Raw genomic sequence first — 25,891 nt, 5'->3', positions numbered from 1 at the left:
TCATGGTGCCTTTGCTGTGACGGTCGCTGACCAGGGGAGCGCAGGCCATGCCTCGACCCTCAGGCTGTAGACCCTGGCGACGCGGCTTTTGAGCGTCGCTGTGCCGCCTGACACCGGGACTGCGACGCCGTCGACGAGAAGCGAACAGTTTGCCGGCAGATTGCTGATCTGCGCGGCGTCCACGCCGTCAGCCATGATCTGCGTCTTCGATAGAGAGATTGCCGGCTGCGGCCGCACCTGCACGACGCCGTCACCGACATACACCTTCGAGAGATCTGAGATCGGGCTGGAGATGATGACGACATTGCCCATCTCGCCGCCCTGCAGCAGGGCCTCGACGGCAGTCGCCGCATTACCCTGCTGTGTCGGTACGCCCTCTCGATGAAGCAGGAACCAGATCATTTCTTCGCCCGGATGGTGGTAATCGCGCCGGCAAGAACGTTCGGCGGGTTCTGCAGCTTGTTGAGGTTCTTGTTCATCTGCTTGGCGGATCCGCCGGACCCCATGTTGACGCGCAGGACGATCGTGACGGACTGAGCTGCCGCTCCGTTGGTGAACGATGCCGACGGCGAGCCCTGCATGGTGCCGAAGTTCTCGATGACGATGCCGACCAGAGGCACTGTCGTGATCACGGTCCCTGCAACGACGATTTCGACATCCCCGATGTAGGCGAAGTCGGGGTTGTACCCGGCGGTCGCGCTGAAGAGCGCGTTCCCATTGATCACAAGCCGCTCGTAAGGCTGAAGCGACAGCGTCCTCGTGCACAGCGTCGTGATCGCGCTGATACCTGCCGTCGTGACGGCGGAGATATCGAGATAGACGTCGGAGACTGCGCCGTTCTGGAGCTTTTCGCCGCCGATCGTGAGGTTCGCGATATCGGCGTTGACGACGGTGATGTTGAGGGCCGCAAGGTTGGCGACATTGATCTTGTCAGCGGTGACGGCCCCGCTCTGGATGCTGACGGCGGTTACCGAATTCGCGGCAAGATGCGTGGCCGTGATCGCACCGGCTGCGACAACGGCCGCCGTGACGGAGTCCGCCTTGAGCTGGGCGGTGTCGACAGAGTTGATCTTGAGAAGTGAGCCATCGATGACGGCTTGACCGACGGAGCGGAGAAGCGTGCCACCCCGATAAGAGGCGAGGACGACATTGTTCGGCCCGTTCGCCGTCGAGATGGACGTGGTTGCCGAGATGGTCGAGGCACCCTGTGTCCAGTAGAGGTAGAGGGTTCCGCTCGTCCAGGGCGCGTTGCCGGCGCTGATGGCCGTCGAGACGGACACGCCGGAATTGTTGATGTAGCTGATGGAGCCGCCGCCGCTCCAACTGACGCTGTTGGCGCTCGGCGAATTGTGCTCGAAGACGATCCCGTCCAGGGAGACGTTGCGGTTGCCGATCCTCAGCTTGTTGGTGTCGATCGTGTTCGCCGAGATCGCGCCGCCGTTGATGAGCGTGAAGTCTCCGCCCATCGTGATCGCCGAGGCCATGCCTGCCAGGGTCTGGGTCGAGCCGCCACTGACCAGGATCTTGCCGGGGTCGACCTTTGTCAGAGCGACATTGATTTGAGCCGCAGGGTCGGCAGCGCGCGACTGGATCGTGCCCAGCGTGTCACCTGAGACCGTGATCGTGTTGGCCAAGGCGGTGCCGGCGATCAGCTTGGCAGCTGATAGGTTTGCGACCTTGGAGTCAGTAATGATCGCGTCGGCAATCTGGATCGTACCGGTGATCACTGCCGCGTTGGCGACCAGCTTGGCGGCCGAGATCGAGCCGTCGACGATGACCTCGGCGCTCGCTGCACGCCGGAGCACCGGCTTGGCCCAGAAGGAGTTTTCTGAGCCTGTGCCGTTTGCCTGAACAAGCATCAGAGCGATCTGCGAGACACCCGGCGGGACGATGTAGGTGTCGGATAGCTTGTTCCATGTCGACCGGCTGGGGTTGAGCGCGATCGGGGTGTTCTGGACGTTGCCGCCGATACTGTCCGTCGACTGGACATAAAGGCGGGCGTTCGTCGTCGCCGCCTGGTCGAAGACCCAGGTCGAGAGATAATAGGCATCGTTCGGCTGGACGCTGATGAAGCGCGAGGTACCGATGATGTTGCCATTGCCGCGCAGTCGGTGCGCACCCTGCGCTGCCGCGGCGTCCCCGGCCGAATAGCTGTAGATGGCGCCCGAAGCGAGCGTCCAGCCGGACAAGTCCCCACCGGTGAAATCGGACCCGACGAGGTTCGAGAACTCGGCGATCGTCAGATGCGCCGTGGTAATTGCTCCGGCGGCGATTTGCGAAGCGCCGATGGCACCGGCGGCGATCTGGCTGGCCGTGATCGAGTTGGCGATGAGCCGGTCCGCGCCGATGGTGTTGGCCGCGATGCGATCGCCGGTGATGGTTCCTGCGGCGATGTTCGAGGCGAGGATGGTCCCGGCGGCGATCTGGGCGGAGGTAATCGTTCCGGCGGCAATCTGCGCGGCCGTGATGGTGTTCGCCGCGATCTGCGCCGCGGTGATCGTGTTGGCGACGAGGTTGTTGCCGCTGATCGTCTGCGCGGCGATTTTGCCGCCGGTGATCACGCCCGCCGCGATATGCCCACCGACGATCGCCTCGGCCGCGATCTCCCGGGCAGTGATGGCGTTCGCTGCCATCTGGGTGCCGGTGATGGTCGCCGCCGCGATCTGGGCCGCCGTGATCGAGTTGGCCGCGAGCCGGTCGGCGGTGATCGAGCCGGCCAGGATCATGTTCGCCGTCAGCGAGCCGTCGAGGATCAGCGAGGCCGCATTTGCCCTGCGCATGCCCAGGCGGCCGAGAATGACGCCGCCGCTGTTCTGGGTGTTGTAGACGGCGATCCGGCAGAACGCGGCGGCTGCCGGGACGGTGACCTTGTTCGTCTGCAGCGCCCAGGACGTCGTCGAGGGAGCATTGGAGATCGGATCGGTCGAGTTCGGGGTGAGCGGGCTCTTCGACGCATCGAACCAGAACAGCCGCATGGTCTGGCCATTCGCCGTGACGGTCGCCGTCGCGGCCTTGATCGCCATCTCGACGTAGTAGGCCGAGCCGGCAATGACCGGGATGTAGTCGCGCGTCTGGACGGCATAGCCGCCCTGCGCCGGCATGAAGACCGCGTTGCCGCCCTGATAGGCGGTGGTGGTTTCCGCCACGCCGGCGCTCGCCAGGAACATGTCGGCGAGGATGCCGGCCTGCGAGAAATTGCCGTTCGGGACGAGGTTCTCGAAATCGGTGATGACGAGCTGCTTGGCCGTGATCGCGTTGGAGGCGATCTCGGTCGCCGAGATGGCCCCTGCGGCGATCTGGGCGGCAGTGATGGTATTCGCCGCGATCTGCGCCGCTGTGACCGTATTGGCTGCCAGGCGATCGCCGGTGATCGAGCCTGCAACGATCGTTCCGGCCGTGACAGCGCCGGCGGCGATCTTGCCCGCGACCACGGCGCCGGCGGCCAGCTCCGTGGCAGTGACCGCACCCGCCGCGATCTGCGCCGCGGTGATGGTATTGGCGACGAGGTTGTTGCCGCTGATCGTCTGCGCAGCGATCTTGCCGCCGGTGATCACGCCCGCCGCGATATGCCCGCCGACGATCGCCTCGGCCGCGATCTCCCGGGCGGTGATGGCGTTCGCTGCCATCTGGGTACCGGTGATGGTCGCCGCCGCGATTTGGGCGGCGGTGATCGTATTTGCAACGAGGTTGGAAGCCGCGATCGTTTGCGCGGCGATCTTTGCCCCGGTGATGGTGCCTGCCAGGATCTCGTTGGCGGTCACCGCATTTGCGGCCAGCTCGCGCGTCGCAATGGTGTTGGCCGCGATGCGATCGCCGGTGATGGTTCCCGCGGCGATGTTCGAGGCGAGGATGGTCCCCGCGGCGATCTGGGCGGAGGTAATCGTTCCGGCGGCAATCTGCGCGGCTGTGATGGTGTTCGCCGCGATCTGCGCCGCGGTGATCGTGTTGGCGACGAGGTTGTTGCCGCTGATCGTCTGCGCGGCGATCTTGCCGCCGGTGATCACGCCCGCCGCGATATGCCCACCGACGATCGCCTCGGCCGCGATCTCCCGGGCAGTGATGGCGTTCGCTGCCATCTGGGTGCCGGTGATGGTCGCCGCCGCGATCTGGGCCGCCGTGATCGAGTTGGCCGCGAGCCGGTCGGCGGTGATCGAGCCGGCCAGGATCATGTTCGCCGTCAGCGAGCCGTCGAGGATCAGCGAGGCCGCATTTGCCCTGCGCATGCCCAGGCGGCCGAGAATGACGCCGCCGCTGTTCTGGGTGTTGTAGACGGCGATCCGGCAGAACGCGGCGGCTGCCGGGACGGTGACCTTGTTCGTCTGCAGCGCCCAGGACGTCGTCGAGGGAGCATTGGAGATCGGATCGGTCGAGTTCGGGGTGAGCGGGCTCTTCGACGCATCGAACCAGAACAGCCGCATGGTCTGGCCATTCGCCGTGACGGTCGCCGTCGCGGCCTTGATCGCCATCTCGACGTAGTAGGCCGAGCCGGCAATGACCGGGATGTAGTCGCGCGTCTGGACGGCATAGCCGCCCTGCGCCGGCATGAAGACCGCGTTGCCGCCCTGATAGGCGGTGGTGGTTTCCGCCACGCCGGCGCTCGCCAGGAACATGTCGGCGAGGATGCCGGCCTGCGAGAAATTGCCGTTCGGGACGAGGTTCTCGAAATCGGTGATGACGAGCTGCTTGGCCGTGATCGCGTTGGAGGCGATCTCGGTCGCCGAGATGGCCCCTGCGGCGATCTGGGCGGCAGTGATGGTATTCGCCGCGATCTGCGCCGCTGTGACCGTATTGGCTGCCAGGCGATCGCCGGTGATCGAGCCTGCAACGATCGTTCCGGCCGTGACAGCGCCGGCGGCGATCTTGCCCGCGACCACGGCGCCGGCGGCCAGCTCCGTGGCAGTGACCGCACCCGCCTGGAGATTGGCAGTGGTTACAGCCGCGGCAGCGATCTTGCCGGCAACGATCGCGCCGGCAGCAACTTCATTGGCGGTGATCGCACCTGCGGCAACCTTCGCAGTCGTGACAGCGCCGTCGGTGATCTGTGTCGCGACAATCTGGCCGGTCACCTGGGCTGCGGCGACCGAGGCGATCTGCGCGGCCGACAATTGTCCCGTGACCTGAGAAGCAGCGACCGATGCGATCTGTGCGGCGGCAATCTGTCCCGAGATGTCGCTCGATGCGACGGACTTCGTCCAGGCGCCGGACGTGTAGCGATATAGCACGCCGCCCATGACGACGACGCGCCCCTCGAGGTTGCCGCTCGAGGGCAGCGACGAAACAATCTCGACCGGCCGAAGTCCGGAAGCGAACTTCGCCGCGGTGATCGCAGCGTCGGCGATCTGCCCGGAAGCGATCGTGCCGGTCAGTTTCGAGGCTGCAATGTCGGATATCTGTGCGTTGGTCAGCTGCCCCGAAACCGCGGCGGCGTTCACCGATGCGATCTGCGACGCGGTCAATTGACCTGACACCTTGGCTGCTGAAATCGCCGCTAGCTGGCCGTCGGACAATTGACCGGTGATCTGAGAAGCCGTCAGGGAGGCGATCTGCGCTGCCGCAAGCTGCCCTGATATGTCTGGCGCGGCAGTCGCCGCGCTCCAGCCCGAGGACGTGTAGCGATAGAGCTTGTTGTCGCTCGACAGAAAGGCGACCCGCCCCGGCGCATTGCCCGATGACGGAAGAGCCGAAACGATCTCAACGGGCTTCAGCCCCGCAGCGAGTTTGTTCGCGGTGAGGGTGGCATCGGCGATCTGCGTTGCGACGATCTGCCCGGTCAGCTTGGTCGCCGAGATGCTTGCGAGTTGCGCGTCGGAGAGCTGTCCCGAAACCTTGGCGGCTGAAATGGCGCCGAGTTGAGCGTCCGAGAGTTGTCCGGTGACCTGCGAGGCTGCCAGGGAGGCGATCTGCGCCGCCGAAAGCTGTCCCGAAATGTCGCCTGCCGCGGTCGCCGAACTCCAGCCGGCGGACGTGTAACGATAGAGCTTGCCGTCGCTCGTGAGCATCACGACGCGCCCGACTGTGTTGGCGCTCGAGGGCAGTGAAGAGACGATCTCCACCGGCCTGATCGATGCTGCGAATTTCGCCGCCGTGAGCGCTGCATCCGCAATCTGTGCGGCGACGATCTGGCCGGTGACCTGCGTCGCAGCGATCGAGGCAATCTGCGAGGCGGTAAGCTGCCCTGCCACCGCGGCCGCATTGACAGATGCGATCTGCGCCGCGGTCAGTTGCCCGGAGACCTTGGCCGCGTCGATCGCTGCCAGCTGCGCATTCGTCAGCTGTCCAGTGACCTGCGAAGCAGCTATCCCGGCAATCTGTGCGGCCTGAATGATGCCGCCGATCTGCGAGGCGTCGTTGAGAGCGACATAAGCGCTGCCGGCAGCGTTCTTTTGATAGAGGCGCCCGTTGTAGCTGACATAGCTCGGATCGCCGCTCGTGGCGGCTCCGGGGGCGCTGGTGGCGATCTTCGGGGCAGCGATCGAGTTCGCGTAGGCTGTCTGATTGATGGCGGCGTCGATCGCAGCTGCCGTGACCGCAAAAGCCACCGGCGTTGTCGCAACCTTGCGGGCAGAGAACGCGGACTTGTTTCCCGAGGTGTCGACGGCCTTGACCCAATAGTTCTTCGTCGTCTCGGCCGGAAGACCGGTCCGGACGAAAGACGATGCAAGCACCACGGCGATCGGCTTGGCGGCGGCGTCCGGCGTCGTTGCGCTGTCGCTCTCATAGACCTCGTACTTGGCAAAGTCGGTCTCGACATTGTCGTCCCAGTCCAGCCAGACGGCGCCCGAAGAGGTCGATACGGCGCCGGCATCGGGCCATGTCGGTTTGGCCGGCGCGACCAAGTCCCGAATGACCGTGTGGAGCTTGGGTATGCAATAATCCGAGGGATTGCCGTGGGTGTCCCGGGCGAGGACTTGCACGGCGATCGCGCTGCCTGGCGCAAGCCGCCACTGCCGGGTGTTCCGATAACCGGGGTAGGAAACGAAATTGCCGCCAGCGATCGATAGCTCGAATTCGAACGACGCGAAATCGTCGTCGGTCGTATTGGCATCGACGCCCGCGGTGACGAGAGCCGTGCCGTCCGTGTCCAGCACCGAAATGATCGTGAGACCGGTCGGCACCGCCGGCGGCGTAAGGTCGACATTGTCCGGATTGAGCGATGTGACCTCGATCTGCTGGCTGATCGCCAAGCCCGACCGCGAGAAGGCATCGTAGGCTGCAATACGGATGTATCGCTTCTCACCGATCGGCACCGGCACGATGGAGAGATTGGCGTTGCCGTCGTAGAACGGCACCGTGACGAGCGGGTCGAAGCCGTTGGTTGGACTGGCCCAGAGATAGGCGCCCTGGATGTCCGGCTCGCTTGGCAGCGTCCAGGTGACCGTGACGTTCCCATAGCTCTGGATGACGTTCGGCGTGATCGCCGCCGGCGCCGGGTTGGAAACAGCGAGCGCAAGGTACGGGGAAAGGTTGCCGTAGACGTCGACGACGGCGACCTCGACGCGGAAGGCGCGACTGGCTGCCCGGCCGAATGGTGCGTTGTCCAGCCGATTGGCGGCGATCGTGTAGACGAAGCGCGGCTCGGTCGTCGATGTCTCGCGCAACAGCGTGTTCGTGGCGGTGTCATAGACCCGCACGAGGTTGCGGGCGTAGAGGGCACGCTCCTGCCCCGGAAAGACGTGCGACCAGACGAACTCGGCATCGGTACCCGTAAAGGTCACCCCGCCTGTCGCCAGCGCCAGATCGGCGACGATACCCAGCGGGTTGCTGACGCTGGTGATCGTCTCGGCACGAATGGCGGGAGGGGTCCATTTGCCGTCCGTCAGCTTGGCGCGGACGGCGAAGGTCCAGTCGCCGGCGGAAAGATCCGAAAAGTCGGCATAGAGCTGTCCGGCATCCACGGTGACGAGGATCGACTTGTTGGTCTTCACGGCCGACACTTCGAAGGAAGCGACATCGGGCCCGAACGGCATTGTCCAGTAGAGGCGGTGGATCCGCGAGACCGCCCCGCCCTCGGTGATGACCTGCGACACCACTCGCAGGTTTCGCGGCTTCAGCTGATCGAGTGGCGTCGGCGGTTGAACGACAGGGTCGCCGATGATCGGGCCGGTATCGGCGATGGAGATGCCGGGGGCGTCGTCGACGAGCGTGATGTCGGCGGACAGTTCATAGCCAGGCTGGATCGCGAGGATCCGGTAAGTGCCAGCCTCCTGGCCACGGAGTCCGAACATCACCAGCTCGCCGACAGCTGGCGGTGTGAACCCGCTCGCGATCGTGATCGTCTTCGAGGTGCCGATCGTTCGGACGACGTTCACGACCCGCGACGTGCCGTCGTTCGAGCGGATCCTCAGACCATAGTTGAGGCTGTCCTGGATTGTGACGGGCTCGTCGAGGGTCACCGCACGATTGACCACCGAAACGACGCGGCCTGACGACAGGCCCTTCTTGATCACGTCGTGGGAGACATGAACCCTGTCGCCGCGCGTGCAGATGAGATGCTCTAAATCGGTCGTCAGCTTGTAGGTCGCCGGACGGAGCTTTCTCTCCGCCAGCCGGTAGCGGGCCATCTTGAAGATGACCTCCGGATTGGTGATGCCGGGGAACTCGACCTGCTCGAAGAGTGTCGCATTCAGTCGGGAATAGCCGTCATTGTAGACGAGGAATTCGTCCTCGGCCCAATCCTTCCGTTCGTTGACGAACTTGACGCGCAGTGCATGAGGCTGCTCCGCGTAGACCTGCGACCAGGAAAAATCCCGGCTGTTGCGTGGCGTGAAATGCTGGACGACCGGCTGATATTCGTCCTCCATCGCCACGGACCACCGGCCATCGCGGAAGACCGGGACGGCGCGGCCCGCCGCACAGCAGGCGGCGAGGGTTTCGCGGACGCTCGATTTGAAGTCGCAGTACATGTCGAAGGTAAACCCCTTCGACGTGCAAAACTCTGCCCATGCCTCGATGGTCGGAAGGTCTATCCGCGAATTCGGAACCGGCCGCTTGTTGCCCGGCCCCTGCAGGATATGCCGGAAGTGATCAGCGTTGTTGCGGGACGGCTGATCGTCGACCCACTCGGTCCCATTCCACGATTTCACGCGACTGGTCGCGACACCGGTGAGATCGGTGATGATGCCGTTCAGCTGCTTCGTCCCGCGGATGCGGATCGCGGTGTAAGCCAACGGCCCATCGTATTCGATCGGCGGATCCCCAGCGCGGAAGGACCGAATGGCCGTCAGCGTGACGCTGAGCGAGTGCAGCGTATCGTCGTCGTCACGGGTGAGACGTCTGATCTGGTATTCCTGTTGAACGGCAGCATCCTTGTCGATCGTGACTGTCTTGCGGATCGGCTTGCTGTCGTCGCCGACGAGGTTCACATACTGCTCGAACACCCAAGGGTCGCTGCTGCCTGCAGCGCGCTTGTAGATGTCGAAGTCGACGTTCTGCTCGTCATATTCACCCTCGACGACCTCGTAGATCCCGCCCGGTGCAATGAAGTCGATCTCGTCCCGCACGCTGTTTGCGGCGCCGGTCACTTCATGAGGACCGAAATCCTTCGACGTCTCGATATTGGGCTCTTCTTGCACGACCTCCGTCGGATAGAGCGTCTGTGGCTCGTCGTCCGGATAGCCGGCGCGATGCTGGATCTCGACGTCGTCGTAGAGATCGAGGGAGGTCTGCCGGATCTTGAAGTCGTTGACGTCGAGCGGACCATGCCCCCAGACGAAGAGCATCGTCACATATTGGTCGTTGCCAACGAAGCTCGTGTAGGGACTCGAGGCGTATTTCGGCGCGATGCGCTGCTTGCCGTGCATCAGCGGGATCGGCTGCCACTTCGCCGAGGTGTTTTGCCTCGACGAGATTGAATAGAACTTCTCCTCGTCCTGCGCCTTCTGCTGTGATGGCGGGAAGAGGCTGTTGAGAAGGAACGAGCCGCCGATAACTATGGCACCGGTGACGATCGTCCCGATGGCGGTTCCTGCGATCCCGAGACCAGCCGGACCGACGATCGCTGCGGCGAGCACGACCAGGGCGATCTGCAGAAGCGACCGCAGGATGTTGCCCATTCCCTTGCCGGGAACCGCTCGCACGACGACCTGGTCGCGCTTGAGGACGCGGATGTCGTCCCAATCGCTCCTGGCAATAACGAGGCCGTTGATCGTGACATGGGCATTGGCACCCATGCGGGGCGAGCCACAGCCGCGCTCGCATTCATGCACAAGTTCGGCGACGCTCGAGCCAGTCCGGACGGCCACGAATTCGTGGGCTGTCTTCAGCGGGTGCATTGCCGCTGTGACCAGCACAGCGTCTTCCGGGGTCAGAACCTCCCCGTTGAGATCCAGCCGCCTTTTGGCGACGGGGCGCGTGGGTCGATCAAGATCAAAGACGCTCGACATGGCGATAATATCCTTCGATCCGGCGGCCAAAGCGGGTCACCGGCTCGATGATCGAAGTGCCTTCGAAGGGCATGTGAAGGATCGAGGCTCGCCCTGCCCAGAGGCCGATATGCCAAGGGCGCTCGCGGATCAGGACGAGGTCGAAGAGCTCGGCCCGCTCAACCGGGCGCACGAAATCGCGCTCCTCGCGGAATAGCCGGTCTTCGTCGGCGCCCGAGGCTGCATCGCCAAAGAGGGGAAGATGGATGCCGAGCGCTTGGCGATAGACCTCGACGACCAGGCCCCAGCAGTCGTATGCCGTCGGCCCGCGACTGCGCACGCCATAGGGAAGACCGACAAAGGGGTCGAAGGGCGACATCAGACCGAAAAGTCACCCGTCTCGTGACGAGCAAGCAGCTCGTGCGTGAGGCCGACAATGCCCAGACGAGCGTCTTCGATCTGATAGATGAACCTGTTCAGCGCATGAGCGTCCAGGCCTTCCGTCCAACAGGCGGTCTTCCTGCTGTTCGGGCTGGCGTTCAGCGTTCTGCGAAGATCGGCCATCCGCAGGTTGACCTGGCTCAGCCAGGCGACGACCTCCGCTTGCGTCATCGACGGTTTGTCGCGCATTGCGCTACCCTCACTGGACCGTGTCGTTCTCTCCCGGCCCATCGACGCCGGGCAGCGGCGGCGTTGCGGGCAGCGGGATCATCGGCACGATGGCCTCTTCGACGCCGTTCCAGGTCGCTCGGACGATGCGCTCGATGATGCGGTGAAGATCCGTCGGCCTGTCCTCGGGCGCGCAGTCCGACTTCACGTAGACCGGGTTGCTGTCTTTCTGCGGCACCTGCAGCGCCCAGCCGGTCTGCTCGGTCTTTTTCGCCTTGCCCTTGCCGGTCTCTTCGGTGAGCTGCACGATGGAAGGCGAAACGTTCATCTGGTCGAGGTCCATCACCAGCGTCTGGGTGAGCATGAAAAGTCGCATGAGAGTTGTTCCTTGAAAGCTTCGAGATGACTGATGATGAGCGACGCGCCGGCGACCTGGCGATCTTCGCAGCCCTTCGTGAGGTGGTGCTGCGGCTGATCGCCGACGTCTATGTGGCCGACGATCCGGAGGAGACCCGCAGGCGTCTCGTGACATTCGAAGAGGCGGTGACTGCGGCACTCGATCGGCCGCTTTATCCCGGCGCCAACGAAGCGACCGACAGCTATATGCGGGCGGTCGCGACCAGCTACGTCTCCGAGCTGGTCGGTTCCATCGTCGATGTCCGGAGATCAGGATGATTAGACCTGATAGTGCCGCGAGGGAACGATCCTGCGTCGATGGAACGAATGGTCGATCCTTGGACCATGATTTTTCCGGGATAGATCTTGGTTGCCGTGATCCGGCGAGCCGTAATCGATCCGTCGAAGATCAGGCCTGACGCAGCTGCCTGCCCGCCGGCGAGCGCGGCACCGGCCGCCGCAAGCGGCAGGCCGGCAAGTGCGCGAAGAAAGCCGCGCCGTTCCATCAGATCGCCTCCAGGCCCTTCAGGCAGGCCTCGAGGGCGGCTTTGATGTTGGCCTTGGCATCGCCAGTCGCGCCGGACAAATGGACATTCACGGACTGGCTCGCGTTTTCCTGGTTCTGGAAGGTCGCCGAAAGCGACTTCTGCACCGGGTCGGTGGGCATCGAGACGAGTTTGAAATTCGGTGTGGTCGCCACTGCTCTTCTCCTGAGGGATGGTTGATCAGTATTCCGTCCACAGGCCGCCGAAGCGGCCGGGCGTGAACGTGTCTGCGGGGTATGGCTCGGAAGCCAGGGTATCGACGGTCAGGTTGAGCGAGACGCTCTCTGCCGTCACATCCGCTGAAGAGAGCTCGAACGAGACGAACTCCATTTCAACGAAATCGGGATCCGAGGCGAGCACGACCTCGATCGTCACGTAGGCCGGGGTCACGGTCGACCGGAGGATCGTGCTCGCCTCCTGATCGATGTCGCTCATACTGAGCTGCAGCATCGGCGAAGCGTCTTCGGCGTCCTCCGGGAGCGACAGCTGCATCGGAAGGAATTCGAAATTCAGTCCTCGGCTGACCGTGCCGCGCCGCTGCGTTTCGAAGTCGAGAAGGTCGGCGTTGTCGGTGGACAGGAAGAGGTCGCCATTCTCGAGGTCCGGATGGCTGATCGTCAGAAGCAGCACCGGGATCTCGGTGGTGTTCTCATCGAACATGGCCTGGCGAAAATTTGCCGAGACGGTCCTCATTGCGGCAGCCTCACCATGTCGAGCTGCACGCGCCAGCGATCGCCGCCAAGATTGGTCCTGGAGAACGGCTTTCGCCCGAACTGAACGATCCAGGTAGCGCCGGTCTTTCCAGGCTCCGGCATGCTGAAAGGCAGAACGCCGCCCACGTCCTTCCAGAACGTCCGCAATATCTCATACTGCGCACTGGTCATGCGCATCGACCCCTGGAACGGATCGGGGATGTAGGAGAAGCGTGGCCGGCCTTTGACGGCGCCGCTCTCCTGCTCGGTCAACAGGCGATTGTCGCCTATCGTGTCGAGATAGTCGGGCCGGTCAAAATTCTGCGGAAGCGTCGCGGGCCAGGCTTTCATCGAATTGTCACCGGCATCTGCAGCCCACCGGCCCGAAGCGCGCGATTGGTCGGCGTGCCTCGCCTGGTCACTTCGTCTCGCGCGACGCGCCTGATCGTGACATCGATGATCCGGTCACCGTTGGAATCGGTGCGCTCCGAGACCTCGGCTCCATCCTTCCCGTAGTTGTTGACGTTCACGACTGTCTTGGACGGGCCCCCTGAAGCGCTGGACTGCGCCGCCTCTCGCAGACGCGACGAGGAGGGCGCGACAGCTTTCGCCACGACGCCGCCTCGCTCGTATCCCGCCCCCGCGCGCATGCCGATCCGGATGGCCTCGGCCGCGGCCGGGCCGCCGGCGGCTGCCACGTCGTCCTGGTTCCAGACGACCTCGCCGGCATGGACGTAACCCGAAACCTTGTGCCGGGGGCCTGGGCCGGTATAGCCGCCGGTGTCGTAGAAGCCGGCAGGTCCCGGCCCCGTATAGGCCGGCATGGCGGGCAAGCCCAGGTCGCCGCCGAACAAAGCCCCGAGGCCGCCCCCACCCCCCATCTGAGACAGCAGTTTCTGCAGGATGCCACCCCAGCCCGGCAGGAACTGATCGACAGCCGAACCGAGGCCGCCGAGCAGCTGCTGGTTCAAGGCGCCGTCGAAGCCGGTTTGAAACTGGGTCGCGGCAGGGGCGAGCGCTTCTGCGCTTCGAGACAGGGCCGAGGGCGAAGCCTCGATCTGCTTCTGGATTGCCGCCTGGTCGAACGGCAGGGCCTGGGCTCCTGCAAGTCCATCCCAACGGCCGACCCCTACCTTCGCCGCACCGTACCAGTCACTCCAGCCATTTCGAGCAGCCCGGTTGAGGGCGTAGTCGACGCCCGAATAGGCATTCCGCGGATCGGCCGGATCAAGACCGGTCTCCCGCATGAAGGCATTGCCGAGGCCCTGTCCGAAGCCGGTTCCGGGTCCCCCCTTCAGGAGCTGGAAAGGACCATAGGACGGTTCTCTGTAGCTGCCGCGCCGATAGTTCGACTGCCAGATGCCTTCGCCCAGCCCTTCGGATCTCGCGACGCGCAGCGCGGTCTCCGGATCGATGCCGCGGGCGGCTGCCGCCTGGCGGATGTAATCGGCCATCTGGTCAATCGGGACGAGTCCGTCCGCGGCGGGCGCCGTCACTGAAAAGGCCTCGGCCACCCGCCGGCTCGCAGGATCGAGGGCGGTGACAGGCGCCAGTGCCCCACCGCGAGTGACCCCGCCGACAGTCGCGGCACTAGCGCCGGCGGGAGCCAGAAGGCCGCCACCGATCGAACCAGGTAGTCCCGACCCGACCAGCGAGACGAATAGCGGATTGAACGGCGTCGCGCCGCGCTCCGCGAGTGCGATGGTCGGCGCCTGCGGTTTCGGCACCGCCTTGCCAGTGATCGTCGCCCAAAGGCCCTCGAAGCCGCCAATATCCGACAGCGTTGGAAGATCTCCGCCGGCGAGGTTCTTCAGCGGATTGCGGACAGACAGGTCGATGAACTGTTTGGCGAAGTCCTTGGCGATGTCGCCAAAGATCGCTTCGAAGTCTGCCTTCTCGTCGAGATCCGTGATGCCGTCGACAAGCTTGTCGATCGCGTCGAGCCCCGTCGCCTGGAGATCATCGAGCGCCTTTCCTGACTTCTCAACGTTCGCGCGCCAGTCAGCGAGCGCTCGCGCATTGCGGCGGTAGGCCTCGGCCTCGCGGCTGGTCAGATCGATGCCGGCGCGGCGCAGCTCCTGCTCGGACTTGAGATCCGTCATGATCCTGCGGCGCTCGGCCGTGCTCTTGCCGAGCGCCGCCGCCAGCGCTTCGATCTCGGCGCGCTCCTCCTCCTGCGGGCGGAAGAGGTTCCGGTTGGTCTCGATCTCCAGCGCCGCGCGCCGCGCCTCGCCATAGGCCCGCCAGCTGTCGGCCGCCTGCGGATTGAGCGCGATCTGCCGGGTGACTTCCTGATTGATCGCTGCGAGTTCACGAGCGGCCCCTTCGAGGCCGGCAAGCGCGAGATCGTCCACCGCACCTTGCAGCGCGTCGGTCGCTTCCCGCTGCGCCTCGGCGTAGACGCGCAACGCCGCCTCGTTGGCCCTCAGCTGCCGCTCGTGGTCTTCGAGGCTTGGATCGGCCAGCGCCTGGTTGAAGGCCCTAGCGCTTTCGATCGCCGCGCGCTCGGCCGTCGTTCGCGCGCCGGTCGCCGCAATATCCAGCAGCACGCCGCGCCGGCGAATCTCCTCCTGTCGGGTGAGTTCTTCCAGCGCTTTTTGCCGTTGTGCATCGGCCGCCGCTCGCTCGCCTTCGCCACCACGGGCATTGTCGAAGCGTGGGATGGAGTCGATTGCACCGATCGCGCGGCTATAGTCTTCCGCGATTCTCTGCCGGGGCGTCCTCAGATCGGGCACATAACCGCGCAGAGCCTCCATGGCATCGCCGAGCCGCCGCTGTGCGGCGACGCGGTGGAGTTCCTCGACGGCGCCTTTCAGCGAATCGACGCGCGCTTCCGCCTCAACGGCTGCCTTCGCATCCTGCTCGAGGGCGTCGGCAACATCCCGAAAAGGTCGGCTCAGATTTCCGTCGACGCGTATCGCGGAAATCTCCTCGCGAAACTGCTTTGCGGTGATAGTTCCGTCTTCGAGACGCGTAATGGCATTGTCGAGCAGAGCGAACTGGCGCTGCCGGTTGTTATCGCCAAGGCCGCCCATGGAGCCGAGGAGATCCCGGCTCAGGCGAGAGCCAGCTGCCTCCACCGCCGCCTGGCGGGCATCGCGCTGGGCCTTTAACGCGGCGTCCATTTGCGCACGCGCTGTGGTCTCGGACACGCGAGTCTCTCGCTCGAAGATCCGTCCAGCGCCTTCAGCCGCGTCACCTGCGGCCATCTTCACGTCCTTCAGCGCCTCGACATAAGCGGCTGTAGCCTTCGTTGATGCTTCGACCGAGCGTTCAGCCGCCGAAGAGCGGGTGGCAAAATAAAGGACTGCACCCCCGGCGGCTGTCAGGCCGATCGTCAGCGGATTGACGAACCGCGTCAGTCCAAGAAGCTCCTGGCCGATTCCCTTCAGTGCCTTCTTTGCGCCACCCTCGGCGTCGGCGAAAACTTCGGCGATCTGAAAGCCCTGGCTCGTCAGAATCTGGCTCGCCGAGGCGCCCATCAGCGCCATGGTGCCGACGTCGCCGCCCTGCCGAAGGAGGTTCATGCCCTGGTCGGGCCGGAACCCGACGCGGCTGAGAAAGCCACCCGAAGTCGGTTGGTTGCGCTCGCCCCGCATCAGCGCCCGCATCTGGCGCTCGGCAAGTTCGGCCGCCTGGCGGCGATAGACATTCGCCTCGGACACCGCGAGACCGGCCGTGCGCTCGGCAGCGGCGATCTCGCCCAGCGTGCGCTTGTAATCCTGGCCGATCTTGTAGAGCGGATTGTAGCGCTCGCGGACCTGGTCGAGCATCGCCGTCTGGTTCGTCGGCGGCAGTCCCCCTGCACCGGCTCCGCCACCCGCAGCGGGCGTTGGAGCCCTGCCGGAGAGGTTCTGGTTCGCGCCAACTCGCCGCTGCAGCTCCTGGCGATAGGCCGCCTCGGCCCCCGTAGCGCCGGTCAGAGCGTCTTTGACCTGGCGCGCGGCTGCGGCCTCGGCCTGCATGGCCGTCGTCATCGTCCCGAGGTCGCCGCCGGCGGACTTCGCGGCCTGGCCAGTCGCCGAGATCTCCTGCCGCGCTTCGCGTGCGCCCTGCCCGACGCCCTTGGCGTCGAGGGTCATGACCATCGAGAACTGCAGCGGCTGAACCATCAGGCTGCCTCCGCCACTTCGCCGAAGGCTTCCAGTGCCGCCTCTTCCATCAGCTGCATGTCGGCAAAGTCGACGTCGTCATAGCCGCGGCGGCGGAGCATGACGTCGACGCCGGCATAGTCGAGGCCGAGGCGGATCATGCCCGACATGCCGGCGGCAAACCGCCAGCACGTCGCGCAGGCGAGGAACGCCAGCACCGTCCGCCAATTGACCACCCACACCGCCACGTCGTTATTCTCCCCGTCATCTGCTTCTTCGAGTTCCACCGCGACGCCGAGCGCCGCGAACTGCCGCTGCATGTCGTCGTCGATCCGTGCCGATAGGGACGGATCGGCACGTCCGGCCCAGGCGAAGGCGGCGGCGCGGGCCGCCGCCCTCAGTTTCCCGTTCGGGCCTCACCGGAGAGAGACTGCGAATAGGCGCGGTAGACGCCCTGCCGGAACCAGGCGTGCTGCAGCGCCGTCGCGAAAGTCTCATCCGTGAACGGCACCTCGGCGCCCCCGGGCCCTTGGACGCCGCTCCAGCCCTTGAGGGCGCGTTTGAGGAAATCGTGCTGATGTGCAGACCGCTCGGCGTCGGTTTTCAGCGCGAGATAGTCGGCATTCATGGCTTCGGCTTCGTCCAGGGACACCGCCTCGAACAAGGCCTCGAAGGTCTGCTCGATCGTCGCCCCGGCCTTTGCCGGATCGGGGACGTGGACCGTGACCGGCCAGGGGTAGCGATAGGTCTCGGCGAGAACGAACTGAGCCATGGAAGATCCTTCGAAGGGCGTTTGAATGGTCGGGGCACCACGCCTGACGGCGTGGTGCGTGCGCCGTCAGCGGACGACGATCGACATCTCGTCGTCGCCGGTGCCCGAGCACAGCATCAGCGGCAGCGAATAATTGAGGATGCCCTGGGTCTGGCCTTGGTTCGGGCGGCCGATCTCGACCTGGTTGGCATTGAACTCGACGATGTTGCCTGCGGTCGTTCCGTGAACGGCCGACAAGGCACCGCGGGTGCGAGCCTTAGCGATTGAGAACCAGTTCTTGGTGGCGAGGCTCTTTGCCTCGACGACGAAGGTGCCGGTCGACTGGCGATCGACGATCTCGACCCCCTCGTCGCCGACGAGGAACCTCATCTCGACCTGGTTGCCGAGATCGAGCGCCAGGCTCTCGGCGATCGCCGTCCAACCATGCAGCGACATCACCGTGTTCTGCTTGTTGACGACGCTCGCCTTGACGAAGCCGGCGTGGTCGACCGTCGGCAGTGCCTGGTCGGAGATCGTTCCGAGAAGGCCCATCAGGTTGAATCGGAACCGCGGGATCTGGTTTGGCGTGAGATTGACGGTGCAGGTCCCGCGCGCGCCGAGGAGCACATGCCTGACGCCGTCGGCGTTGAAGTAGAGCGATGCCGCCTCGAAGCCTGTCGAGACCGGGTCGTAGGAGACCTTGGTGGCGGCGGTGATCGTCTCTGCCATGCCGCAGGCCCGAAGCAGCGGGCCGTAGGCCGGAGCGGTCCCGGCAGCACCGGCGCCGGCGACTTCGATCGAGCCCTCGAGCCTGGCGTAGAGACCGGCAAGCTCGACGCCCTGATGGCCGAGATAGGGCAACAGGGATTCGTGCGGAACCTCCTGCCCTTCCATCGGGGAAAACTGAACGTCGGTCATCCGCATGGCGTTGGCTGCGCCGGTGGGCGCGGCGTCAACGCCATAGGTGGCTTCGAGCTTCCCCAGGACCGCAAGCTTGCGATAGTAGCGCTTCGCCATCGATCAGTCCTTTCCTTTGGTCCCGGCGGGCGGGCCGCCTTTGGTCTTCGGCGGCTCACTGACCGGCGGCTCCACTTCAGCCGTGCCGCTCTGATCGTCGGCGATCTCCGCAAGCCGAGCCTCGGCCGGATGGCCCTTGGGGATCTCCGCCTCGTTCAGATCCTGCCGGGTCCCGCCCTCGCGCTTTTCCGTCCCGGACTTCGGGTCGCGGACAAACCGCCCGCCCTCTCTCACCGGCATCTCAGCTCTCCTCGCTCTCTTGGTAGTAGGCGGTCGCGAATTGCTCTTCCCACCAGACAGTGCCGCCCTTGGCGCTGGTCAGCTCGCCAGAGACGTGGGTGACGACATCCTCGGCACTCGCCGGCTGCCAGCCGATGAGCGCTTTGCGAACCGCGGTCTTCAGCACTTCGAGATCCTGCCCGGCCGCCGCACCGGTCGCGTCCGAGACGTTCTCGACGATGATGACGACGCCGACGTCCATCTCGGTCCGCTGCAGCACGTCGGACATCCGGCTGTTGTCGGCGCTGACGTCGCGCAGCGGCACGACATAGGCGGCAGGCGAAGCCGGCGGCCGATCCTTGACGGTCGCAAGGTCGATCGCGCCGGCGATGATCGCGAAGTGGGCTTGGCAGCGTTCGACGAGCCGCTGCTCGATCTCGGCAACGATCATCGGCCACCTCCCAGCGCCCGGCGCTCGGTGTCGGCAATGATCTCGAGGAGCTCGGCACGGTCTTCGTCGGAAATGCCGAGATAGGGCCGCGCCGGGATCGTGATCGTGTGTGCCTTGACGTCGACCTCGCGGGCGAAATTGGACCGCGAGCGCTTGACGAAGCGCTGGTCGATCTCGCCGCTCTTGGGGTCGTAGCGCTGGTAGATCGTCTGCCGTCGCGCCGACTGCTCCATCGTACCGCCGAGCTGCTGGATCGCGGCGTATTTGACGTTCGTTCCGACAGCCAGGCTGGCCGCATCGGCACGATAGGTGATGCTCGAATAGAGCCGGCTCTTGACCCGGAGGATGTGCTCGTAGCCGCGACGGCTCCTGCCGATCCGCTTGTTGGCAGTGCGCGGCGAAAGCCGCTGCCAGGGCTTGCCGTCGGGCCCCTGCTCCCGCTCGAAGCGTTGCTGGGTCGCCGTCACCAGATAGGCGCCGATCGCGTTCATCGCGTCACCGCGCTCGCGCGTTTCCAGCCGCGAAAGCGCGCCCATGACGGCCGCGTCGTCGACGGTGATCCGAATACCGGCTGCCGCCATCGTTAAAGCCCCCGCATGCTGGCGCGGGAGAAGCGACGCTCCGGTGCAGAGATCTGCACAGAGCCGCCTTCGGGCTGCGCCGGCGCGACACCCTCGACGTCGAGTTGGACGACACCGCGCGAGATGTCTTTCAGCCAGGCGACCGCGATCTTGAAGTTGCGTTCGACTTCACCGTCGGTCTCGGCCTTGGAGCCCCAGAGGTAGAAGCGGGCAATGTCGGCCGTCGCCCGGACGAGCGCCTGCGGGACCGACGCCATCGGAAGCTTGTAGAACTTGCCGACATAGCCCGATGCGAGGGCCGACGCGTCCGCGAGCGCCTGCGAGACAGCCGTGGCCTCGATCGTCGTGGGGGGCCGGTTGACCCGGTCGGTAAGCTGGACGAGTTCGGTCGAACCGAAGCGGTCGACGAGATCCTGCTGGGTCGCAAAGTTGGTCATGCCGCGCGCCTCGCGATCGCATCCTCGACCGCGGTGACGACGTCGGAGACGGTGACGATGTGCTCGACCGCCTCGTCCTTGAGTTCAACGCCGAACTCCTCCTCGAGCTCGATCGCCAGTTCGACGATGTCGAGGCTGTCGGCGCCCAAGGTTTCAACGAGCCGCGCACCTTCGCTCACCTCGTCGCGCTCGATGGCGAGGTGTCTGGCGATGACTGCGCAGATCTTGTCGGCGATGTCGGCGGACACGGGGGCTGCTCCTGGCGAAATGAATGATTGACCGGCGGGCTGCGCCCCTACCTTCGAAGGTCCCCATCGGGTGCCGGGAGCCTTGCGAGCCGTACCGGACCGGTCCTGGGTATCGGAGCGGATGGCCGGAGGCCTTGAGCGATCCGCGTCGCTGGAGGGCCGCCTCGTCGCTGCAGCCGTCCGTCCGTTTCGCGCCTGTCGACGAGCGCGCTCGGGTATCCGGGTGGCGCGGCCCTGGGATATCGGGCCGCGCCGGTTGCCGGCGGCACCAAGCACCGTCCACCGGCGGTTCGGTTGCGGGGGCAGGAATCGAACCTGCGCCCACCGGATTATGAGTCCGGCGCTCTACCTCTGAGCTACCCCGCCGAAGCCGTCTCGCCGGCTTCCTCGCCGTCCTCGAAGAAGCGCTCGAGGATCGATCCCCGCGAGCGCTTGGCCTCGAAGTCGATCCGCGTCAGCGGCACCTTGGCGCCGGGCTCGTAGAGCACCTTCGATTTCAGGATCCGGATTGCCGCGGTGAACTTTCGGGTCTCGGTGTCGGGCGCCACCGCCGAGATCTCGATCCGCTCGCCGCTCGCCAGGACCCGCGTCTTGGCGGGGAGCGTGCCGGCATAGGTCGAACGCCCGGTGGCGGAGAATTCAGGATCGAAGCTGGCATCAGCCCGGGCCCGGAACGCCGCGGAGCGAGGCAGCTGCGGCTCGATCTCAGCCGACCGCGGCTCGCCGGTGGGACCAGTGGATGTCTGGACGGATTCGAGCACCGGCTGCGTTGCAGCCTCGGTGGTGACCTTCACCGCTGGCGCATCGGCCGGAGGCGTCCCGGTGACGGCGGGATTTGCCGCCGCGGGCGTCGCCGGCGAAGCAGGAGGCGGGTTCGAAGCCGCGGTGGTGGATGCCAGCAGGGTGTTGGCCGTCCTGGTCTTGGAGGTGTCTTTCACCATCGTTCAAAGCCTTTCAGGAAACTCGCTAAGGGCGCCGGCGGCTCGCCGCCGTGGCCGGCTCTACGTCCGCAGGATCAGGCCGGAGCGACGACGTCCTGGAGCAGGAAGCTCACCCCGGGCGCGACGATCAGCTCCTTGATCCGCTCGCCTGAGCGCACCGTCTCGCCGCCCTCGAGGCCGACGTTCGGATCGGGCAGAGAGCCGGAGATCTTGGTGCCGTAGGTGGCGGTAAAGCCGTGGGTGATCGTGCCCGCGTTGACGTCGGCCGACGGGTTGACGAACTGGAAGACCATGTTGCCGCCCCAGACCCGCTTGATGTCGGCGGCATGGCCGTATTTCGCGGCGTCCATGTAGGCCTCGCCGACGAGCACTTTCTTCAGCTCGAACAGATCGGCGAACTGCTGACGGGTGATCATTCCTTCCGTCGTCAGTCCGCCCTTCACGGCGTTGATCAGCTTCGGGTGCGAGGACAGGATCGTCCAGTCGCGATGGCCCATCGTCACCTGGTTCGGTCGGAAGACGAGCGTGGAGTCCAGAACGTCCTTGAGGACGCCGATCGGATCGGAATTGTCGTAGTCGGAGAACTGGTCGGTCCCCGACAAAGCCATCTTCTGCGAGGTCGGGTAGCTCGCAGGGCTCTGGACGAGGGTTGCGACGCGGATCTCGCGATTGATCTGGTTGTAGTCTTCGATCCCCATCACGGCGCGCTGACGCGGGTCGAAGTTGCCGAGGCCCTGCGCCTTCATCCGTTCGGCCTCGCGGATGTCCGAGTTCGGGATCGGCGCCTCCAATCCGAAGTCCTCGACCGAGGAGTCCTTGCGCGAGCCGGTGAACTCGACCCGCGGAACCCGTCCGGTCCGGCCGACACGGTTGTCGACGACGCGGAACCCTTCCTCGAGCGGATACTCGGTCCAGGAGAAGCGCTCCCCCATCACCGGCGTCCGCGGCAGGACGTCGTCGGCGATGAAGGCATAGGCCGGGTTGCGGTAGCCGATCGCAAAGGCGGTCAGGGTCGGATCGACGGGAAACGGACGGTTCGGTGCCATCGGGCGGAATTCCTGTTCTTCGAGGCTCCACCAGCGAAGAGCTGCGCGAGGAGCTTAAGGGTGAAGCGGACCGCCAGCCGTCAGGCCGGCGTGACGAGGAGGCTCGGCGCGACCTGGATCGGCAGGATGTCTCCCGTCGTCCCCTCGGCGCGGATGAAGCCGACGATGCGGACCGTCTCGCCGGCGACGGCGACCGCCTTGACGGCGCGGCCGGAGTCATCGGCGGTGACCGGATCGTCGAAGTCGAGATCGCCGCCCGCGATCACCTCGGTCATGCCGGCGACAGTCACGTCGCACATCTGGCCGGCCTCGGATCCGACACGCTCGGCAACGCCGAAGCCCTTTTTGGCGACGGCGGCCGCGATGGCACCGGCCGTGCCGGAGGCGGCGACGATCAGGTAGCCGCCGATCGCGCTGGCGGCTTCGAAAGAACGGATGTCGCGATTGAGGGCGTAGCTCATTTGCCGGCCTCCTTTTCGGCTTCGGCCTGCACATGGGCGAAGGCGTCGATGTAGCTGATCGCGTTCCCGGCGGACGTCTGGGCCGAGAGGTAGGCGTTGGCCCTGGCGGCGAGCGCGACGGGGTCGACGACCTTCTCTCCGCCCTCGCCAGGTGACCTGCCGTCGAGACCGGACGCGCCGAGCGCCGCCGGCGTCGCGGCAAGCAGCGCCGTCACCTGCTTCAGCCCGTCATCGCTCGCGCAGAGCGCGGCATAGGACTCACGCTGGGCGGGGACGATGCGCTTTTCCTTCAGCGCGGTGTCGAGCAGGGTATCGATCACGCCCTTGCGCATCGTCGCCTGCAAGGCAGCGAGTTCGGTCTGCGTCGTCGAGAGCGCCGCCTGGAGCGTGGCGATCTCGCCATTCGCCTCCGGCTTCTTCTGCAGATCGGCGATCGCCGAAAGCACCGCGGTCTCGCCCGCACCGGCCGAAAGGCCGAGGGCGGTGGTGATCTTGCCCTCGTCGAGCTTCTTCTTCATGCCGTCGATCGCCGACAGAAGAGCGGTCTCGCTGGTTCCTGCGGCAAGCCCGAGGGCGGCCGCGATCTTGTCGCTCATGACATTGTCCGTTGCGGTTTGCTGGAGGTGAGCACCGGCAAGCGCCGGCATGTTCGAGAGCGCCGGCGCGGTCACCAGCGACACGTGATGGATCCACGCGGCATTGCCGGCGGCGTCATGCGGGAAAGACGGCGAGAGGTAGCGGTGGGTGCGAGCGGTCAGCGCGGCGCGGCCGGTGTCGAGCCAATCGACACGGCCGTAGAGACCGTCGGTACGGGCCTGCAACTCTTCAATCCAGCCGACAGCATCGACCCGCTGCCCCTTGGCCGCGAGATGGCCGGTCGCGTGTTCGAAGTCGATCGGGACTTTGACCTCGTCCGCCTGGAAGCGAGCGGCCAGGGCTTCGGGATCGAACGCATAGGAACGGCCGTCCCGGGTCGAAACCCGGCCGCGCGGCGCGATCTTGATCCAATCCGGCGTCGCACTCGTCGCCGCAGCCGCAGCCAGGGCGACGACGACGTCGCCGGTCGAAACGGCGATGCCTGCCTGGCCCGTTGCGACGGGAGAAAGGGATGGGGCTGCGGTGCTTGTCATGGACCGGACCATTGCAGGCCCGGACAAAGCGTTTCAGTCGGGACATGTCCCGACGAAGGATGCGACATAGAGGCCGCGGGCCGGGAATCGGCGCCGACGACGTCGAAGCCGGACAATGGTCCGAACGAGGATCGCCGTCAAAGGGGTTTCAAAGGCCGTGGGCGCGATTCGTGCCAATCGGCCGTGGCAGGAAGCGTCGGACAGCGTCGTCGCGTGTCAGCGGCCCGCTATTCGGCTGTGGCGAAACGGACGACATCGGGAATGCCCCAGACGGCTTTCGCCCGCTCGAATGCCGCTTCTGCCACCTTCGCGGCGTCGCGGGCCGATCCGCGCACGAAGCCCTGCATCGCGCCGGTCTCTGCGTTCGGCGTGCGGTGGAAGGCAAAGACCGTCCAGAACCATTGTCCCTGGAGCTCGGACGACACCCGATAGCGGTAGAAGCGACAGACCTCGAAGCCGTCAGACAGGGCAACGAAGTCGTCCCTGGTCTGATCCGGCAAGGTCCGTCGCCATTTGAGGGTCGGCTGAAACTCCGGAGCGACGTCGGTCATGCGGGCCTGATGAAATGAGGTTCATTGAATCGAAAACGGATCGGCCGCATATTGGCCGGGCGCGTGACACGGTGCAATTCTCCCGGCCGTAGGACCGTCCGAAAGGGCGGGACCGCCATGTGGGGTTCCTGGGAGGCCCCACCGCGCACCTACCTTCTATCCAGCAGAACCCTGATACCGCGCCTGAAGAGGCTGCGGATGTTCGACGCACCGGTAAAACGGAAGCTCGTCAGGAAGGCGGCCTTTCGGGACCTGGTCACTTTCACGGCCGCGTGCAGCCAGCGATCGTCGTCCTCTTTGACGTAGACCATGGTGGTCTCGCCGTCCTGGACGACGAGGGTCGGATCGATGCCGATGGCGGGCAGCCGCCGATAGTCCTCGATGGTCAGCTCGGGATGGCGCTGTTTCTGCTTGACGACGGTGTCGGCCGACAGGAGGGCAACCGTCGTGTCAGCGCCGAGGGCGTCCGCAATTTCCCTCCCGATCGCCATCACCGGCAGACTGCCTTGCGGATCCTCGAGGAAGCGCGCGAACTCGTCCGATGCAACGACGTCTGCAATGGCCGATCGCCGCAGCTCTTCCGGCGCCTCGGCAACCTTTGCGGAAAGAGCATCCCGCACGACGGCGTCACGACCGGCCTTGCCCGGATTGTAAGCCCAGCCCGGGTCGATGCCGTCCGGCACCTTGAGGATCTCGCCGGTCCGCTTGTTGATCCAGTCGCGGGACGTCGTCGCCGGCGCCGCGAACTTCAGAGGCACGCCTTGCGCCATCAGCCGGTCGACGTCGCGCTGGGAAAGGCTCTGCAGGGTGCAGTGACAGCCCCAGCCGTTCGGGCAGGCATGGGTATTCCACCAGGGATGATCGACCGGCAGCACGATGTTGTGCCAGGCCTGATGCTGCAGCCGCGGGTGTTCCTGGCCTTCCAGGTGGACGTAGCGGAGATAGGGCCGCGCCCTCTTGTTGCGCTCGAAGCTTGACCAGTGACGGGCCGCGTAGGAGACGCGCATATTGACGTCGAAGATGAACTGCAGCCGGCGCGTCGAGCCGAGCTGGGCGATCGTCTCCTCGCCGCTCAGCGGGTCGACCACACGCTGCTGGCCCCACCATCCCTTTGCCTCGAGGAGCGGCCGCAGCTCTTTCGAGAATTCGGCGACCGTCCGCCCCTCGGCTACCGCCTTCGAAAGCCCTTCGAAGACATCGCCAAGGATGTCGAAGCCGGTCGACTTGGCAACGGTGAACATTGCGGCATGGTCTGCCTGCCAGTCGTCTTGCCAGGCGAACTGCGATTTGAGGAGCTTGCCGCGCCGCTGAAGCGCGGCGATCGCCTCCGCGAACGGCAGGGCCTGGAGTTCGGTCGCCACGCC

Annotated in this window: 24 protein-coding genes and 1 tRNA gene; 1 reads left to right on the top strand and 24 read right to left on the bottom strand. The window is 65.4% G+C overall.

Annotated features, from left to right (window positions below; all coding sequences use genetic code 11):
• The 5 genes from E3C22_RS16730 to E3C22_RS16710 all read right to left on the bottom strand — a co-directional run bounded on the left by E3C22_RS16730 (position 1) and on the right by E3C22_RS16710 (position 11,346).
• Positions 1-402, bottom strand: a complete 402-nt coding sequence (locus E3C22_RS16730; protein WP_134763202.1) for a hypothetical protein — start codon at positions 400-402, stop codon at positions 1-3.
• Positions 399-10,241 (bottom strand): host specificity factor TipJ family phage tail protein, encoded by a 9,843-nt coding sequence (locus E3C22_RS16725; protein ID WP_167591807.1) that lies wholly within the window; start codon positions 10,239-10,241, stop codon positions 399-401. Before E3C22_RS16725 ends, E3C22_RS16730 begins: the two co-directional genes overlap by 4 nt.
• 124 nt (positions 10,242-10,365) lie before the next feature.
• Positions 10,366-10,740 carry an NlpC/P60 family protein gene (locus tag E3C22_RS16720; protein WP_134763200.1) on the bottom strand — a complete coding sequence of 125 codons (375 nt, stop codon included), beginning with the start codon at positions 10,738-10,740 and terminating at the stop codon, positions 10,366-10,368.
• Entirely contained in the window at positions 10,740-10,991 is a 252-nt protein-coding gene (locus E3C22_RS16715; RefSeq protein WP_134763199.1) for a hypothetical protein, read from the bottom strand. Before E3C22_RS16715 ends, E3C22_RS16720 begins: the two co-directional genes overlap by 1 nt.
• A 10-nt stretch (positions 10,992-11,001) precedes the next feature.
• Positions 11,002-11,346 (bottom strand): hypothetical protein, encoded by a 345-nt coding sequence (locus tag E3C22_RS16710; protein ID WP_134763198.1) that lies wholly within the window; start codon positions 11,344-11,346, stop codon positions 11,002-11,004.
• Between the two features lie 26 nt (positions 11,347-11,372).
• Between E3C22_RS16710 and E3C22_RS16705 the strand changes: the two genes are divergently transcribed.
• Complete coding sequence (locus E3C22_RS16705; RefSeq protein ID WP_134763197.1) at positions 11,373-11,645, top strand: hypothetical protein; 273 nt, start codon at positions 11,373-11,375, stop codon at positions 11,643-11,645.
• Between the two features lie 226 nt (positions 11,646-11,871).
• On the opposite strand, the gene E3C22_RS16700 is transcribed toward E3C22_RS16705, so the two are convergent.
• The 19 genes from E3C22_RS16700 to E3C22_RS16610 form a co-directional block, all read right to left on the bottom strand.
• A complete protein-coding gene (locus E3C22_RS16700; protein ID WP_134763196.1) occupies positions 11,872-12,066 on the bottom strand; it encodes a hypothetical protein in 195 nt (64 codons plus the stop codon).
• A 25-nt stretch (positions 12,067-12,091) separates the two neighbouring features.
• On the bottom strand, positions 12,092-12,604 hold the full coding sequence (locus tag E3C22_RS16695) for a DUF1833 family protein (protein WP_134763195.1): 513 nt from the start codon (positions 12,602-12,604) through the stop codon (positions 12,092-12,094).
• Positions 12,601-12,954, bottom strand: a complete 354-nt coding sequence (locus E3C22_RS16690) for a hypothetical protein (protein WP_134763194.1) — start codon at positions 12,952-12,954, stop codon at positions 12,601-12,603. Before E3C22_RS16690 ends, E3C22_RS16695 begins: the two co-directional genes overlap by 4 nt.
• The gene (locus E3C22_RS16685) at positions 12,951-16,715 is read right to left on the bottom strand and encodes a phage tail length tape measure family protein (protein WP_134763193.1); all 3,765 of its coding nucleotides are present in this window, start codon (positions 16,713-16,715) and stop codon (positions 12,951-12,953) included. The genes E3C22_RS16690 and E3C22_RS16685 overlap by 4 nt, the downstream gene beginning before the upstream one ends.
• Complete coding sequence (locus E3C22_RS16680) at positions 16,715-17,014, bottom strand: DUF1799 domain-containing protein (protein ID WP_134763192.1); 300 nt, start codon at positions 17,012-17,014, stop codon at positions 16,715-16,717. Before E3C22_RS16680 ends, E3C22_RS16685 begins: the two co-directional genes overlap by 1 nt.
• 77 nt (positions 17,015-17,091) lie before the next feature.
• Entirely contained in the window at positions 17,092-17,466 is a 375-nt protein-coding gene (locus E3C22_RS16675; protein ID WP_134763191.1) for a hypothetical protein, read from the bottom strand.
• 66 nt (positions 17,467-17,532) lie between these two features.
• The gene (locus E3C22_RS16670; RefSeq protein WP_134763190.1) at positions 17,533-18,462 is read right to left on the bottom strand and encodes a phage tail tube protein; all 930 of its coding nucleotides are present in this window, start codon (positions 18,460-18,462) and stop codon (positions 17,533-17,535) included.
• A gap of 3 nt (positions 18,463-18,465) precedes the next feature.
• Positions 18,466-18,702, bottom strand: a complete 237-nt coding sequence (locus tag E3C22_RS16665; RefSeq protein ID WP_134763189.1) for a hypothetical protein — start codon at positions 18,700-18,702, stop codon at positions 18,466-18,468.
• Between the two features lies 1 nt (position 18,703).
• Positions 18,704-19,132, bottom strand: coding sequence for a phage tail terminator protein (locus E3C22_RS16660; RefSeq protein WP_134763188.1), 429 nt, complete (start codon positions 19,130-19,132; stop codon positions 18,704-18,706).
• On the bottom strand, positions 19,129-19,713 hold the full coding sequence (locus E3C22_RS16655; RefSeq protein ID WP_134763187.1) for a phage virion morphogenesis protein: 585 nt from the start codon (positions 19,711-19,713) through the stop codon (positions 19,129-19,131). The genes E3C22_RS16660 and E3C22_RS16655 overlap by 4 nt, the downstream gene beginning before the upstream one ends.
• Before the next feature lie 2 nt (positions 19,714-19,715).
• A complete protein-coding gene (locus E3C22_RS16650) occupies positions 19,716-20,150 on the bottom strand; it encodes a gp436 family protein (protein WP_134763186.1) in 435 nt (144 codons plus the stop codon).
• Positions 20,147-20,398, bottom strand: a complete 252-nt coding sequence (locus E3C22_RS16645) for an acyl carrier protein (RefSeq protein ID WP_134763185.1) — start codon at positions 20,396-20,398, stop codon at positions 20,147-20,149. Before E3C22_RS16645 ends, E3C22_RS16650 begins: the two co-directional genes overlap by 4 nt.
• A gap of 294 nt (positions 20,399-20,692) precedes the next feature.
• Positions 20,693-20,764 (bottom strand) — tRNA-Ile (locus E3C22_RS16640).
• Positions 20,755-21,339: a hypothetical protein gene (locus E3C22_RS16635; RefSeq protein WP_134763184.1), complete on the bottom strand. Its 585-nt coding sequence runs from the start codon at positions 21,337-21,339 to the stop codon at positions 20,755-20,757. The genes E3C22_RS16640 and E3C22_RS16635 overlap by 10 nt, the downstream gene beginning before the upstream one ends.
• Positions 21,340-21,413: 74 nt before the next feature.
• Entirely contained in the window at positions 21,414-22,385 is a 972-nt protein-coding gene (locus E3C22_RS16630) for a capsid protein (RefSeq protein ID WP_134763183.1), read from the bottom strand.
• Between the two features lie 80 nt (positions 22,386-22,465).
• Positions 22,466-22,846, bottom strand: a complete 381-nt coding sequence (locus tag E3C22_RS16625) for a hypothetical protein (protein WP_134763182.1) — start codon at positions 22,844-22,846, stop codon at positions 22,466-22,468.
• Positions 22,843-23,976 (bottom strand): phage protease, encoded by a 1,134-nt coding sequence (locus E3C22_RS16620; RefSeq protein WP_167591806.1) that lies wholly within the window; start codon positions 23,974-23,976, stop codon positions 22,843-22,845. The genes E3C22_RS16625 and E3C22_RS16620 overlap by 4 nt, the downstream gene beginning before the upstream one ends.
• Positions 23,977-24,203: 227 nt before the next feature.
• Positions 24,204-24,527, bottom strand: a complete 324-nt coding sequence (locus E3C22_RS16615; RefSeq protein ID WP_134763180.1) for a hypothetical protein — start codon at positions 24,525-24,527, stop codon at positions 24,204-24,206.
• A 149-nt stretch (positions 24,528-24,676) separates the two neighbouring features.
• Positions 24,677-25,888 (bottom strand): phage head morphogenesis protein, encoded by a 1,212-nt coding sequence (locus E3C22_RS16610; protein WP_134763179.1) that lies wholly within the window; start codon positions 25,886-25,888, stop codon positions 24,677-24,679.
• Positions 25,889-25,891: the final 3 nt, after the last annotated feature.

This window comes from Jiella endophytica (genome assembly GCF_004519335.1).
GTDB classification, from domain to species: Bacteria; Pseudomonadota; Alphaproteobacteria; order Rhizobiales; family Rhizobiaceae; genus Jiella; species Jiella endophytica.
Note: the sequence above shows the minus strand (reverse complement) of the source record. Positions and strands in the feature narration are given on the sequence as shown.